The 13,965-nt window shown below is 73.8% G+C and carries 14 protein-coding genes; 6 read left to right on the top strand and 8 right to left on the bottom strand.

Annotation, left to right across the window (positions count from 1 at the left end):
- Positions 1–32: 32 nt before the first annotated feature.
- Positions 33–1,379, bottom strand: coding sequence for a PLP-dependent aminotransferase family protein (locus ACFY2K_RS06020; protein WP_380521044.1), 1,347 nt, complete (start codon positions 1,377–1,379; stop codon positions 33–35).
- Positions 1,380–1,479: 100 nt separating this feature from the next.
- On the opposite strand from ACFY2K_RS06020, the gene ACFY2K_RS06015 reads away from it, so the two are divergent.
- Entirely contained in the window at positions 1,480–2,160 is a 681-nt protein-coding gene (locus tag ACFY2K_RS06015) for a LysE family translocator (RefSeq protein ID WP_380521046.1), read from the top strand.
- On the opposite strand, the gene ACFY2K_RS06010 is transcribed toward ACFY2K_RS06015, so the two are convergent.
- The 4 genes from ACFY2K_RS06010 to ACFY2K_RS05995 form a co-directional block, all read right to left on the bottom strand.
- Positions 2,157–3,194, bottom strand: coding sequence for a serine hydrolase domain-containing protein (locus ACFY2K_RS06010; RefSeq protein WP_387709822.1), 1,038 nt, complete (start codon positions 3,192–3,194; stop codon positions 2,157–2,159). The two genes, ACFY2K_RS06015 and ACFY2K_RS06010, sit on opposite strands and share 4 nt — an antisense overlap.
- Positions 3,191–4,123 (bottom strand): DUF6895 family protein, encoded by a 933-nt coding sequence (locus ACFY2K_RS06005; RefSeq protein WP_375891362.1) that lies wholly within the window; start codon positions 4,121–4,123, stop codon positions 3,191–3,193. Before ACFY2K_RS06005 ends, ACFY2K_RS06010 begins: the two co-directional genes overlap by 4 nt.
- Entirely contained in the window at positions 4,120–4,854 is a 735-nt protein-coding gene (locus tag ACFY2K_RS06000; RefSeq protein ID WP_387709820.1) for a hypothetical protein, read from the bottom strand. The genes ACFY2K_RS06005 and ACFY2K_RS06000 overlap by 4 nt, the downstream gene beginning before the upstream one ends.
- 91 nt (positions 4,855–4,945) lie before the next feature.
- Positions 4,946–5,146 carry a hypothetical protein gene (locus tag ACFY2K_RS05995; protein WP_375891366.1) on the bottom strand — a complete coding sequence of 67 codons (201 nt, stop codon included), beginning with the start codon at positions 5,144–5,146 and terminating at the stop codon, positions 4,946–4,948.
- A 154-nt stretch (positions 5,147–5,300) separates the two neighbouring features.
- Here ACFY2K_RS05995 and ACFY2K_RS05990 point away from each other — a divergent pair, with 154 nt between their 5' ends.
- Both ACFY2K_RS05990 and ACFY2K_RS05985 read left to right on the top strand, forming a co-directional pair.
- The gene (locus tag ACFY2K_RS05990) at positions 5,301–6,074 is read left to right on the top strand and encodes an SDR family NAD(P)-dependent oxidoreductase (protein ID WP_380404085.1); all 774 of its coding nucleotides are present in this window, start codon (positions 5,301–5,303) and stop codon (positions 6,072–6,074) included.
- A 204-nt stretch (positions 6,075–6,278) separates the two neighbouring features.
- Entirely contained in the window at positions 6,279–8,111 is a 1,833-nt protein-coding gene (locus ACFY2K_RS05985; RefSeq protein ID WP_387709818.1) for an ABC transporter ATP-binding protein, read from the top strand.
- Between the two features lie 112 nt (positions 8,112–8,223).
- Here the strand turns inward: ACFY2K_RS05985 and ACFY2K_RS05980 are convergent, their stop codons facing one another.
- Positions 8,224–8,892: a lysophospholipid acyltransferase family protein gene (locus ACFY2K_RS05980; protein WP_375891371.1), complete on the bottom strand. Its 669-nt coding sequence runs from the start codon at positions 8,890–8,892 to the stop codon at positions 8,224–8,226.
- A 176-nt stretch (positions 8,893–9,068) separates the two neighbouring features.
- Here ACFY2K_RS05980 and ACFY2K_RS05975 point away from each other — a divergent pair, with 176 nt between their 5' ends.
- On the top strand, positions 9,069–9,281 hold the full coding sequence (locus ACFY2K_RS05975) for an EF-hand domain-containing protein (RefSeq protein WP_375891373.1): 213 nt from the start codon (positions 9,069–9,071) through the stop codon (positions 9,279–9,281).
- Between the two features lie 92 nt (positions 9,282–9,373).
- Here ACFY2K_RS05975 and ACFY2K_RS05970 read toward each other — a convergent pair whose 3' ends face one another.
- On the bottom strand, positions 9,374–11,596 hold the full coding sequence (locus ACFY2K_RS05970; RefSeq protein ID WP_387709815.1) for a CDP-glycerol glycerophosphotransferase family protein: 2,223 nt from the start codon (positions 11,594–11,596) through the stop codon (positions 9,374–9,376).
- A 785-nt stretch (positions 11,597–12,381) separates the two neighbouring features.
- Here ACFY2K_RS05970 and ACFY2K_RS05965 point away from each other — a divergent pair.
- Complete coding sequence (locus ACFY2K_RS05965) at positions 12,382–12,651, top strand: hypothetical protein (protein ID WP_375891376.1); 270 nt, start codon at positions 12,382–12,384, stop codon at positions 12,649–12,651.
- A gap of 204 nt (positions 12,652–12,855) precedes the next feature.
- Positions 12,856–13,311, top strand: coding sequence for a YjbQ family protein (locus ACFY2K_RS05960; RefSeq protein WP_380521061.1), 456 nt, complete (start codon positions 12,856–12,858; stop codon positions 13,309–13,311).
- Positions 13,312–13,396: 85 nt separating this feature from the next.
- On the opposite strand, the gene ACFY2K_RS05955 is transcribed toward ACFY2K_RS05960, so the two are convergent.
- A complete protein-coding gene (locus tag ACFY2K_RS05955; protein ID WP_387709813.1) occupies positions 13,397–13,894 on the bottom strand; it encodes a DUF1990 family protein in 498 nt (165 codons plus the stop codon).
- Between the last annotated feature and the right edge of the window lie 71 nt (positions 13,895–13,965).

Raw genomic sequence — 13,965 nt, 5'->3', positions numbered from 1 at the left:
AACAACTTTCGAAATCTGTCATCTGTCAGTCGTCACCCGCCACCCTCACCCGCCCCCGCGATCCCCGCCAGCACCCCCAGCGCCCACCCCAGCACCGGCAACGGCGGTGAGGCCAGCCCCACCCGTACCGCGGACGGCGTGCTCCGCGGGTCCACCGCGAAGGCAGCCGCGGGTGTGACCGAGATGCCCGCCCGGGCGGCCGCGGCGACGAAGGTCTCCGCCCGCCAGGCCCCCGGCAGCTCCCACCACAGGTAGTACGAGCACGGGTCCGCCCGCAGCCGCTGTCCGGCGAGCACCTCCCGGGCCAGCGTCTGCCGGGCGGTCGCGTCCGCCCGCTTCGCCGCCGCCACCGCGGTCGGTGTCCCGTCCCCGATCCAGCGCACCGCCGCCTCCAGTGCGAAGCCGTTCGGCGTCCACCCGCCGGCCCGCAGCGCCCCCGCGACCCGCTCGCGCAGCGCGTCCGGGACGACCGCGACCCCGGTGGTCAGTCCGGGGGCGAGCCGCTTGGAGAGGCTGTCGACCAGCACCGTCCGCTCGGGCGCCAGCGCGGCGAGCGGAGCCGACCCGGGCCGTAGGAAGGACCAGATCGCGTCCTCGACCACCGGCAGGTCCAGTCGGCGCAGTTCCCCGACCAGGGCCGCCGCTCGCTCGGGCGGCAGGCTGGTGCCGAGCGGGTTGTGCAGCCGGGGCTGGACGTACACCGCGCTGAGCGGCGCCGCGCGGTGGGCCGCCGCCAGGGCGTCGGGCCGCAGCCCGTGCTCGTCGACCGCGAGCGGCACCAGCCGGATGCCCAACTGTCCGGCCACGGCCTTGACCACCGGGTAGGTCAGCGCCTCGACCCCCAGTCGCCGCCCGGGCGGCACCAGCGCGGCGAGCGCCCCCGCGACCGCCTGCCGCCCGTTGCCCGCGAACAGCAGCTCCCCGGGGTCGGCGCCCCAGTCGCCCGCATCCGTCGACAGCAGGTCCGCGAAGGCCCGCCGGGCGGCCGCCGTCCCCGCCGCGCCGACCGGCCGCAGCGCCTCGCCGAGCGCGTCCGCCCGCAGCAGCGGCGCCAGTGCGGCGGCCAGCAGTTCGGACTGCCCGGGCACGGTGGGGTAGTTGAGCTCCAGGTCGATCGGCGCGTCGGCCGGTTCGGCGAGCGGGATCCGCCCGTCGTCGGCCGCCGTACCGCGCCCGGCCCGGACGAAGGTGCCCCGGCCGACCTCGCCGACGGTCAGCCCGCGCCGGGCGAGTTCGCGGTAGACCCGGCCGGCGGTCGAGGCGGCGATGCCCCGGCGGCGGGCGAAGGCCCGCTGGGTGGGCAGCTGCCCGCCGGGCCGTAGCCGTCCGGTCATGATGTCGGCGGCGACCTCGTCCGCGATCAGCCGGTAGTCGTCCATCGGTCCCCCACTCCTTCGCGCCCCGGGAGGCCGGGGGCCCATTGCACCGAGTGCAAAGCCATCATTGCATCGAGGCGGCTCCGCGCCCTAGCCTCCTCGCATGGACGAGCTGGATGCGTGGGACACGTTGACATCCGCCGTGGACGGCCACGCCGTGCTCGGCATCGCCGCCGTGGCGCTGGGCATGGTGCTGTCGCCGGGACCGAACATGATCTACCTGGTGTCCCGCTCGATATCCCAGGGCCGCCGGGCCGGACTGGTCTCGCTGACGGGCGTCGCGACCGGTTTCCTGGTCTACCTGGTCGCGGTGACGGCCGGAGTGGCCGCGGTCTTCTCGGTCGTCCCCGCCCTCTACACCGGGATCAAGCTGGCCGGCGCCGGCTATCTGCTCTGGCTGGCCTGGAAGGCGGTCAAGCCCGGCGGTGCGGCGGTCTTCGCCCCGCAGCAGCTGCCGCCGGACCCGCCGCGCCGCCTGTTCGCGATGGGCTTTCTGACCTGCCTGCTCAATCCCAAGATCGCCATCGTGTACATCTCGCTGCTGCCCCAGTTCGTGGCGCCCGAGCGCGGCCACGTCGCCCTGCAGAGCCTGGTGCTGGGCCTGGTCCAGATCGTGATCGCGGTCACCGTGAACGGCCTGATCGCGATGACTGCGGGCGGCATCGCGGGCTTCCTGGGCCGCCGCCCGGCCTGGCTGCGCGTCCAGCGGTACGTGATGGGCACGGTGCTCGCCGGTCTGGCGGTGCACATCGCCGCCGACCGGGCCAAGGCGGTGGCCGTCTAGCCAGCCCGGGCGGCGGCCCGCAGCAGCTCGTACCCCGCCTGCACGAACCGTCCGTTGAGCGCGGGCGCGGTGTTGGCCAGCGCGGCGACGGCGGCCGGTCCCTCCGGCGCGAATCCGACGAAGGCGGTGAACCCCCGGGTGCCGCCGGAGTGGAAGTACAGGTCCCGCCCGCCCGACTGCCGGTGCATCCAGACCAGGCCGAGCCGGTCGGTCGAGTGCGGCAGCCGCAGCCTCAAGCGCTGGACGTCCCGCGCCGCTGCCCCCAACTCGCCGTCCGCCCCGTCGAGATGGAGCCTCAGGTAGCGCATCAGGTCGGCCCCGCTCGCCCGTACCGCGCCGGCGCCCGGGAGGCCGGGGATCCGCCAGGGCGGCAGCGCCCGCCCGCGCCGGTGTCCGACCGCCTGCCCCGGTGTGTCCGGTGAGCAGCCCGTGGAGCGCAGCCCCAGCGGTCGGCAGATCCGTTCGGCGAGCAGCTCCCCGTACGGCATCGCGGCGGTCTCGGCCAGGGCCCGGCCGAGGAGCGCGACCCCGTAGTTGGAGTACCCGTACCGGCTGCCCGGCGTCCCGCGTACGGTGGTTCGGGCCAGTCCTTCCCTCAACTGCTCGTCGCCGTACGCGGCGTAGGGGTTGCTGGACCAGGCCGGCGCGGCGCTCGCGAGCAGCCCCGGCGGTAGGCGGGGCAGGCCGGAGGTGTGGGTGGCCAGGTGCAGCAGGCGGATCGGTTCGGTGGAACGGACGCGCGCCGGGCGCCAGTGGGGCGGCAGCCGGTTCTCCACCGGGTCGTCCAGGGCGAGTTCACCGCGTACGGCCAGGTCGGCCAGCAGCAGCGCGGTGAAGGTCTTGGTCACCGAGCCGAGTTCGAAGACGGTGTCCGGGGTGCACGGCGGCGCGGTCGGCCGGTGCCCGAGCCGTCCGTGGCACCGGATCTCCTCCGCGCCCCCTCGTGCGACGGCGACGGTGACGGCGGTGGCATGCGGCCCGGCCGCCCGCACCGCCCGGGCGACCAGCGGGTCGAGTCCGGGGGCCGGGTTCACCCGGCCGCCGTGGTCGCGCCGAGCGCCCGGGCGAGCGTGATGTCCCCGGCGACCACCGCGACGACGGCGGTGTGCTCGTGGTCGCGGAACGCCCGCTCGGGGTCCTCGTCGACGGGGTCGGTGTCTCGGGGGAGCAGTCCGTCCTCGCGTTGGACGGTGGCCAGCGCCTCCCAGCCCTGCCGCCCGGTGGCCGGTTCGCCGATGCACGCGTCGACGACGAGGAGTTCGGCCACCAGGTCCCACTGTCCGATCTCCGCCCAGATGTCGAGCCAGACCGGCAGCCAGTCGCGCAGGTAGTCGCGCATCGGTGCGGGCAGGCCGTCCGGGCGGGCGCCCCAGTCGGTGAGGTGGAACACGGTGTGGGTGACCTGGTAGCCGGTCATCCAGTTGACGGTCCAGGGCTCGGGGGTCGCGCCGAGCCAGGTGCCGGCGGCCAGGGCGGACCAGTCCGGCCGGTGGCCGAGCCCGACGATCCGTCGGGCGTTGGCCACGGCGAGCCGCCGGTTGGGCTGGACCTCGGCGGCGTGCACGGACCGCAACCGGCTGAGCGAGTCGAGGAGTTCCTCCAGTGCGGGGTGGCGGTACCCGGCCCGGGCGAAGTGGGCGTAGGTCTCCAGCGGGTCGGTCATGGTCAGGTGGCGCAGCTGCCGCTCGTAGAGCAGGTCGCCCTCGCGCAACTGTGCCCAGGCGTGGTCGAGCAGTTCCTGCGCGGCCCGGCTGTCGGCGGGCCCGGTGACGCCGTCGCGCAGTACGAGCGAGGCGGCCAGGGCGACTTCGCCCAGCGGCTTGTAGACGTCGTTGGGGTCGGCGAGGTCGATGACGATGTCGTCGGGGATCCGGCCCAGGCCGTTGCGGTGGGAGGTGTGCAGCCAGCCCAGCGCGCGGGAGGCGAGCCGTTGGGCGGTGGCGAGGACGAGGGTGTCGGTCACGGTGCCCGGTTCCCTTCGGCGGTCGGCGGCCGGGAGCGCAGGAGCAGTCGGCGGGCGGCTTCCAGCTCCAGTCCGGTGCGGGCGCTGCCGTCGCCGGCCAGCCGGATCCGCTCCAGGACGGGTTCGAGTTCCAGTCGCGACGGGTGGCCGTCGGCGGCGGCCCGGGCGAGCCAGCGGGTGAGTCGGGCGGCGGTGGTGAGGTCGCGGCGCAGCATGGCGCGGACGGTGCCGCGGGCGAGCGCCGACGTGTTCGTCCGGGCCGTCTCGTGCACCGGACCGTCGAGGCCCGGCAGCGCGAGCGCGGACAGCTGTGCCATCCGCACCGACCAGGCCTGCCAGCCCATGGCGTCCGGGTCGGGGAGCGGGGCCGGTTGTGCTCCGGCGGTCCCGTACGGCGTGCGGGCGAGCAGTTGGCCGGCCGCCCAGTCCTGCCACCCGATCACCAGTTCCGCCTCGGGCGAGGCCGGCGCGGGTGCCGGGAAGGCGCGTCGTCCTTCGGACAGGAGGGCCGCGGTGGGGCCGTCCGGTTCGGTTCCGGTGAACAGCTGCGGGGCGAACAGGTCCGCTCCGAGCACGCGTACCGCGGCCAGCAGCGGGCGCGTGGCGGCGGTGTCCGGGTCCACGATCGCGGCGGCGCCGTCTCCGTTGCGGAGGGCGTCGAGGGTCCGGCCCGCCACCTGTTCCACGGCGGCGGCGTAGGTGTCGCGCAGCGGCGTCTCGGCGAACGGCATCGGTGGTGCCTCCCTTGCGGGCGCTGGGTCCCGGTACGGAGTGGGCCGGTCCGCCGTGGCGAACCGGCCCGGCGGTCGGGCCGCCCGGGGCTCACCGGGTCGGCTTCTCCTTGGGCTGCTTCGGCGACAGCAGGATCAGCGCCAGCAGGACACCGGCGGCCTCGGGCGAGTACGTGGGCGCGTCGGACACGACGGCCTCGTCCTCCACCATCAGGCTCGCGAGTGTCTCGGCCTCGGCGAGCGTCGCGCTGCGTGACGCCGAAGCGGTTTCGGTCCGGAACTGAGTAAGCATCAGATGTGCCTCCTCGTCTGGTTTTCATCACCCGGTCGGGCGATGCCCCTGTCCGACACTACGAGCACGATCCGGTGCCTGCATCCGCAGCCCGCTGAGCTGGGACGTTGCCCTGGGTGTGGGCGCGGCTGCGGTGAGTCGGTACGGTCTGGGCATGACCACAGCCTTGATCACCGGCGCGACCGCCGGCATCGGAGCCGCGTTCGCGCGCCGGCTCGCCCGCAGCGGCTACCGCCTCGTCCTGGTGGCCCGCGACACCGAGCGCCTGGAGCGCGCGAGCGCGAACCTGCAGCTCAAGTACGGCGCGGAGACGGAGGTGCTGACCGCCGACCTCGCCACCGACGAGGGCATCGCCGCCGTCGAGGCCCGGCTCGCGGACGCCGCCCGCCCGGTGGACCTCCTGGTCAACAACGCCGGCTTCGGCAACAAGGGCGCCTTCGGGACCGTCCCGCTCCAGGACGAGCTGGACATGCTCAAGGTGCACGTCGAGGCGATCCTGCGGCTGACCACGGCCGCCCTGCCGGGGATGCGCGAGCGCGGCCGGGGCGCGATCGTGAACGTCGCCTCGGTGGCGGCCTTCCTGCCGCGCGGCACGTACGGGGCGAGCAAGGCCTGGGTGGTCAGCTTCACCCAGGGCGTGCTGCGCGACCTCGGCGGGACGGGCGTGCGGATGATGGCGCTCTGCCCGGGCTTCACCCGGACCGAGTTCCACCAGCGGGCGGGCATGGGCACGGGCAACATCCCCGCCTGGTCCTGGCTCTCGGCCGAGCGGGTGGTGGACGAGGCGATGCGTGACCTCGCCCGCGGTCGCTCGGTGTCCGTGCCGGGCAAGCGCTACAAGCTGGCCGTGGCGCTCGCCCGGGTGCTGCCGTCCGGCAAGCTCGGCGGGCTGTCCTCGAAGGCGGCGCGCACGTACCGGACGAACTGACACGCGCGGCGGCCGGTCGGCCGGGCGGGGACAGCTCCAGCAGGAGGGGATCCAGCGCGAGGGAATCCAGCGCGAGGGAATAGAGCCACCCTCACTATTAGCTTGCCTAACTATGAGCTACTCTCGCTATGCTGGTGTCCGTCCGGCCGCCGCACCCCCGTCCGCGCCCGCACCCCGGCGCGCCCGACCCAGGGAGGCCCGTACTTGAGGCCCGCCATCAACTGGACCCCGCCCGAACGCGCCGAGGGCGACCCCCGCCCGCCGGCCCAGTGGCGCCGCATCATCGCGCTCTTCCGCCCCTACCGGGGCCGGCTCACCACGGTGGGGCTGCTGGTCGCCGCCTCCGCCGTGGTGTCCGTCGTCTCGCCGTTCCTGCTCAAGGCCGTGCTGGACACCGCCATCCCGCAGGGCCGCACCGGGCTGCTCAGCCTGCTCGCGCTCGGGATGATCCTCACCGCCGTGGTGAACAGCGTCTTCAACGTGCTGCAGACGCTGATCTCCACCACCGTCGGCCAGCGCGTCATGCACGACCTGCGCACCTCCGTCTACGGCCACCTGCAACGGCAGTCGCTGGCCTTCTTCACCCGCACCCGCACCGGCGAGGTGCAGTCCCGGATCGCCAACGACATCGGCGGCATGCAGTCCACGGTGACCTCCACCGCGACCAGCCTGGTCTCCAACCTCACCGCCGTGATCGCCTCGATCGTCGCCATGGTCGCCCTCGACTGGCGGCTGACCGTCATCTCGCTGGTGCTGCTCCCGCTGTTCGTCTGGATCAGCCGCCGGGTCGGCCAGGAGCGCAAGAAGATCACCACCGAGCGGCAGAAGCAGCTCGCCGCGATGAGCTCGGCGGTCCAGGAGTCACTGTCGGTCAGCGGCATCCTGCTCGGCCGCACCATGGGCCGCTCCGACTCGCTGGCCCGGGAGTTCACCGAGCAGTCCGACCAGCTCGCCGACCTGGAGGTGCGCTCCAGCATGGCCGGGCGCTGGCGGATGAACACCATCATGATCGTGATGGCCGCCATGCCCGCGCTGATCTACTGGGCGGCCGGACTGACCTCCGCCGCCGGGGCGCCGATCGTCTCGGTCGGCACCCTGGTCGCCTTCGTCACCCTCCAGCAGGGCCTGTTCCGCCCGACCGTCAGCCTGCTCTCCACCGGCGTGGACGTGCAGACCTCGCTCGCGCTCTTCCAGCGCATCTTCGAGTACCTCGACCTGCCGGTGGAGATCGCCGAACCGCCGCACCCGGTCACCCTGGCCGACATCCGCGGCGAGGTCCGCTTCGAGGCCGTCGACTTCCGGTACGACCCCGAGCAGGAGCGCCCCACCCTGGACGGCGTCGAGCTCAAGGTCCCGGCCGGGACGTCCCTGGCCGTCGTCGGCGAGACCGGCTCGGGCAAGACCACCCTCAGCTACCTGGTGCCGCGGCTGTACGACGTCACCGACGGCCGGGTCACCCTGGACGGCGTGGACGTGCGCGAGCTGTCCTTCGACACCCTGGCCCGCGCGGTCGGCGTGGTCTCCCAGGAGACCTACCTCTTCCACGCCTCGGTCGCCGAGAACCTGCGCTTCGCCAAGCCGGGCGCCAGCGACGCCGAACTGGTCGAGGCCGCCCGGGCCGCGCAGATCCACGACACCATCGCCGCCCTCCCGGACGGCTACGACACCCTGGTCGGCGAACGCGGCTACCGCTTCTCCGGCGGCGAGAAGCAGCGCCTCGCGCTCGCCCGCACCATCCTGCGCAACCCGCCCGTGCTGATCCTGGACGAGGCCACCAGCGCGCTCGACAACCGCACCGAACACGCCGTCCAGCAGGCCGTGGACACCCTGGCCGCCGGCCGGACCACCATCACCATCGCGCACCGGCTCTCCACCGTCCGCTCCGCCGACCAGATCGCCGTCCTGGACCGCGGCCGGGTGGTCGAACTCGGCACCCACGAGGAGCTGGTGGAACGGGACGGACGGTACGCGGCGCTGCTGCGCCGGGAGACGCCGGAGGCGGCGTCCCTGTCGGACGCCGCCCTCGGTCACGCGTAGTCGTACCGGTCGCGCGGATCACCGGTCGCGGGTGGTCGTTCCGGCCGCGCGGATCGCCGGTCACGCGTTCGTACCGGTCGCGCGGATCGTCAGGAGGCCGGAGACGCGGCGCTCAGGCCGCCTTCGGCACCTCGTTGTAGCCGTCCGCGACCTCCTGGCCGGAGAGCCGCTGGATCGCCGCCATCACCTCGTCGGTCACCTGGCGACGGGCCTTCAGCGAACGGGCCTGCCCGTGCAGCTCGTCGAAGTGCAGCGGTTCGCCGAAGCGGACGGTCACCTTCTTGATCCGCGGCAGCCGCTTGCCCACCGGAAGGATCTGCTCCGGGCCCTCCAGGGCCACCGGGACGACCGGGACGCCCGCGGTCAGCGCGAGCCAGGCGACCCCCGTCTTGCCCCGGTAGAGCCGGCCGTCCAGCGACCGGGTGCCCTCCGGGTAGATGCCGAAGGCCTTGCCGTCCTCCAGGATCTCCAGCGCCGACTCCAGCGAGGCCTGGGCGGAGCGGTAGGTGCCGCGCTCGACCGGAACCGCGCCGATCGACTCGAAGAAGCCCTTGGAGAGCCGGCCCTTGAGCCCGGTGCCGGTGAAGTACTCGGCCTTGGCGAGGAAGTGGACCCGGCGCGGGGCGGTGAGCGGGATCACCACGCTGTCGATGAACGACAGGTGGTTGCTGGCCAGGATCACCCCGCCCTTGCGCGGCACGTTCTCGATGCCCTCGATGGCCGGACGCCAGATCCCGCGTGAAACGGGTTTCAGCACCAGCCTGGTGGCGAGGTCGAGCACGGGTTCCCTCCCTGGACGAACGACCGCCCCGGAGGAGTCCGGGCCAGCAATCAGACCCGCAGACTACGACACCCACCCGGGAGCCCGTCCACTCCCGCCGACCGTGGCGAACACCACGGCCGGGTAGGGTACGGCCGTCCGAACCGAGCAAGAATTTGCAGTACCCAGGAGGAACGATGGAGAGCGTCGCGGCCATCAAGGAGATGTTCGACCGTTTCGACAAGAACGGCGACGGCAAGATCACCCCGGCCGAGTACGCGCTGGCCGCCAACGAGATGGGCGACCACAGCGTCACCATCTCGATGGCCGAGGCGCTGATCCACGCGATGGACACCCGTCACCAGGGCTACCTGGACTTCGAGGAGTTCCTGGCCGCCCGCCAGCGCTGAGCCCGCACGGACGGGGCCGGTCGCCGTACCGGCGGCACCGGTCCCGTCCGCAGGCCCCGTCGTTCGTCCTCCCGTCCGTCCTGCCGCCCGCCCTACGGCCTGTCCGTCGGAGCCACCGGGAACACCCGGCGCACCACCCGCTCCGCCGCCCCGCCGTCGTCCCAGACGCAGAACCTCTCCCGGAACCGCTTGCGCGCACCCGGCTCCGGGTCGCCCGCGCGCAGCGCCCGCGCCAGCCCCGCCGCGTCGACCGTGACCGCGCCCGGCGGCTGGGCGAACAGGTCGAAGTACACGCCGCGTTCGCGCTGGTACTCCTCCCAGTCCGGAGCGAATATGACGACCGGTCGGTCCAGCACCGCGTAGTCGAACATCATCGACGAGTAGTCCGTCACCAGCGCGTCCGCCGCCAGGTAGAGGTCCTCGACCACCGGGTGCGCCGACACGTCCACGATCTCCGCAGCGTCCTCACCGGCCGTCAGGTCGCCCGGGCCGTCGGCGTGGAAGTAGTGGGTGCGCACCAGCAGCGTGAACCGCGGGCCCAGCGCCCGCGCCAGCTCCGCCACGTCCAGCAGCGGCACGTAGCCGCCCTTGCCGCCGCGGTGGGTCGGCGCGTACAGCACCGACGTGGTGCCGGGCCGCAGCCCCAGCCGCTCGCGCATGGCCAGGACCTCCCCCGGGGTGGAGTTGGCCAGCCGGTCGTTGCGCGGGTAGCCGGTGTCCAGCATCTCGTAGCGGCCCGGGAAGGCCCGGGCGAAGTGCTCGCTGGTGTGCGGGTTGGAGGAGACCAGGAAGTCCCAGCGGTCGACGGCCTCCTGGAGCCGGTCGAAGTCCATCCCCTCGGCGGCGGCCTCGGGGCGGCCCCGCAGGTCCATCCCCATCGCCTTGAGCGGGGTGCCGTGCTGGGTCTGGACGTGCACCGTGCCCGGCCGCTTCGCCATCGTGCGCGGGAAGTTGACGTTGTTCACGAAGTACTTCGCGGTCGCCATCGCCTTGAGGTACGCCGGGGTGTTGACGATCACGTACGGGACGCCGGGCGGCATCGCGTCGGCCTGCCGGCGGTTCTCCACCACCCACACGCCGCGGATCTGCGGGGCGAGTTCCTTCGCCTTCTCGTAGATCGCCGCCGGGCTGCACGCGTAACCCCGGTGCCAGTACGCGGCGTAGACCGCCAGGTGCTCGTCCAGCGGCAGGCGGCGGAACGCGTTGTACGCCGTGAACCGGGCGCCGCTGCGCACGCCCTTCTTCACCGCGGGGGCCACCGCCCGTGCCCCGCGCTTGAGTTCGCGCGGCAGCCGGCCGGTGCGGCGCAGCTCGGCGTACGCGATCCGGGCGCCGCGCGAGGCCAGCCGGTACTGCACGCCGCGCACCCCGCCGGGGAAGCGGTAGTCGGCCGGGCGGTGGCGCTCGAAGTGCGCGGCGACCCGGTGGAAGTAGTCCCGGCGCCGGTCGACCGGGACCAGTCCGGGGGTGTCGTAGACGTTCAGCGCCTGCCGGACGGTCCGGTCGAAGACCAGGGTGCGCAGCGCCGGCGGGACGGGCCGTCCGGGGCCGTCCGGGCGCTCGCACCGGTCCAGGAAGGCGAAGATGGCGTCGTACTGGGCGAACACGTCGGCGTGCTTGGGGGAGGCGGTGGCGGTGATCGCGCCGTCCCGGCCGCGCCGGTAGTTGTAGCAGGGGCGGTCGAGGTAGCGCAGCCGCCCGGCGGCCAGCAGCGCGGGGTAGGTGACCGAGATGTCCTCGTAGTAGCCGCGGCCGAAGGAGACCCCGAGGCCCTCCAGGAACGCGCGGCGGAACACCTTGTTCCACACCGACATCACGGTCTGGAACAGCGCCGGGTGTTCGGCCACCGTGCAGCCCTCGACCAGCGGGGAGCCGACCAGCACGTGCCGCCAGGGGTTGGGCTCGCTCCCGCCGTCCGGGTAGACGTGGGTGAAGTCGGTGAGCAGGACGTCGGCGGGCGCCTCGCGGCGGCGCTCCTGCGTCAGCTCGTCCAGGATCACGCCGACCGTCCGCTCGGGCAGCCAGTCGTCGCTGTCCACGAACCAGACGTACTCGCCGCGCGCCTGCGGCAGGGCGGCGGCCCGGGCGCCGCCGAGGCCCTGGTTCTCGGTGAGGTGCATCACGCGCAGCCGGGGGTCGCGGGCGGCGTAGGCGTCCAGGATCGCGCCGGAGCCGTCGGGGGAGAGGTCGTCGACCGCGATGACCTCGAAGCGGGTCTCGGCGGCGGGGGTCTCGCCGAGGATCGAGTCGAGGCAGCGCGGCAGGTACCGCTCCACGCCGTGGACCGGGAGCACGATGCTGAGGAGGAGGGACACGCTGGCCGAGTCTACCGATCCACGCGGTGCGACCTGCGGGGACGTCCGCCCGGGACGGGACGGGGGCGGCCACCGGGTGCGCCGGGGGTCGGAGCGGGGGTGATCACCGGTCCGGGACCGCCGGTGCCTGGCCCCGGAACGGGGTGGCACCGGCAGTCTGGTGGCGGCCGGGCCGACCCTCTACGGCCGGCCGCCGGTCCGGGCACCGTACGGGCCTGGTCACCGCAGCGTCGAGGTGACCGGGCAGTGGCCCGCAGGAGCCGGAGTTCGATCGAGTCGCTTCACGACTCGAACACGCACCTGCGTGCGGTGCGGGCACCGGTGCGTGCCTCAGATACTGCTTGGAGGATCGACGCGAGTCAATCCCTCGTATGTGTTCACTTCATGAATCGGCTTGCGTGCGGTCGACCACCCGCTGGTGATCGTTTTGTCGACCTCGCGACTGTCCCCTATATGGGGGCGATTCGTCGACGCCGCAGTCGAGGTCGCAGTCGGCGCCGCGGGAGTGCCTGTCGTACGCCGGCTCGGGCCCGCCCGCACCCGCCTGCGCGCGGCGTGCACCGCGCGGACGGACGCCGGGGCCGCGCCTCCTGGCCCTGGTGACGAATGGCGGGTCGTGCACCATCATTGATGCCTAGTCGTGACCGCCCGAGCTGCCCCTGGTGCATCGTCAGTTGACGCCGCACGGTACGGTGGCACAACACCGAGGACGGTTGCGCGAAGGCCGTCCCTCACGGATAGTCTTCGCCTCACGGCCCTGGCGCCTCGTAGGGGTGGGAAAACTGATGGAACACATGCAAGTGCGGACTCGGCCCCGTGTGCCGGCGGTCCAGTGCGGTGTCGGCGCGACCGGCCGCCGGATCGAGCGACACCTGGCCGTGCTCGGCGCGCCCGCGCTCCCGGCGGTGGACACCGCCGAGGCGCTCGGGTTGATAAGGGAGCTGACGCCGCGCGGCGCCGACACCCCGGCGGCGGCCCGCCGTCGCCACACCCGGGTCTCGCTGCTGGCGCCGCTGCGCCGGCTGCGCCGCAGCCTCTTCGGCGGGCGCGGCTGAGACCCTGGAGCAGGCCCGCGGCCTCGGCCCGGGACCGGCTCACGAACGACCCGACGGACCACCGGCCCGTCGGGTCGTCGGCGTATCCGGAGACGGGACCGCCAAATTGGTCTGAACCTTTCACCCTACGCGAGGCCGCCGCCCCCGCGTGGGCAGTCGGCGAGGCAGTACGCCCGACCGGTCGACCTGGGCCAGGATGGCGCCATGGCGGACAACAACCACTCCACGTCAGCCGGGGCGACCGGGTCCTTCCAGACCACCACCCTGGAGATCACCACCGGCAACCGCGAGGTCGCGCTGGACATCACCGACCGCTGCGCCGCGTTCCTCGACGAGCGGGCCGCCGGGCGGGACGGGCTGCTCAACGTCTTCGTCCCGCACGCCACCGCCGGGATCGCCGTCCTGGAGACCGGCTCGGGCAGCGACGACGACTTCCTCGCCACCCTGCGCGCGCTGCTCCCCGCCGACGACCGCTGGCGCCACCGGCACGGCAGCCCCGGCCACGGACGGGACCACGTGGTGCCCGGCCTGGTCGCCCCGCACGCCACCCTCCCGGTGCTCGGCGGCCAACTGGCCCTCGGCGTCTGGCAGTCCGTGGTGCTGATCGACACCAACGGCGACAACCCGCGCCGCACCGTGCGGCTGTCCTTCCTCGGCTGAGTGACGGGCCGGCCTGCGAGCCGGGCTGCGGGCCGGACTACGCGCTGAGCTACGGGTGGGACCACGGGCCGGACGACCCGCTGAGCTACGGGCCGAGCCTCGCGACGTGGCCGGCCACGGCCGCGAGGTAGCGCTCGATCGCCAGGTACTGGCAGAGCAGAGCGACCGGCCGGCCCAGCCGGGCGTACCAGGCGGACAGCCGGGAGAACGCGGCCACCTCGAACCACACCTCGCCGTCGGCGTCCATCGACACCAGGAACGACTCCTCCCCGCACTCCGGATGCCCCGGCAGCGTCCCGTACGCGAACCCGATCCGGTCCGGCCCGGCCACCGTCCACACCACCCGGCAGGGGATCACCAGCCTCGGCCACCGGCTGCCCGGCAGGCTCAGCCGCAGCAGCACGGTGGCCCCGTCCCGGACCGGTCCGCCCGGGTACACCGCGAACCCGGTCCCCAGCTGACTGCCCCACCCGAGCACGTACCGCCCGGCCTGCTCCAGCACCTCCGGCCCCCGCCCCAGGTGCACCCGTCGGCGCAGGTGCGCGTACCCCTCCGGCAACGGCCCACCCCGGGTCGCCCCCACCTCCGCGTACGTCGGCCCGCCCGCCCGGGCCTCCCGCAACCGCCGCCGCAGACCCCCGGACCCACGAACCG

The organism is Kitasatospora sp. NPDC001309 (assembly GCF_042896295.1).
Lineage (GTDB): Bacteria > Actinomycetota > Actinomycetes > Streptomycetales > Streptomycetaceae > Kitasatospora.
Note: the sequence above shows the minus strand (reverse complement) of the source record. Positions and strands in the feature narration are given on the sequence as shown.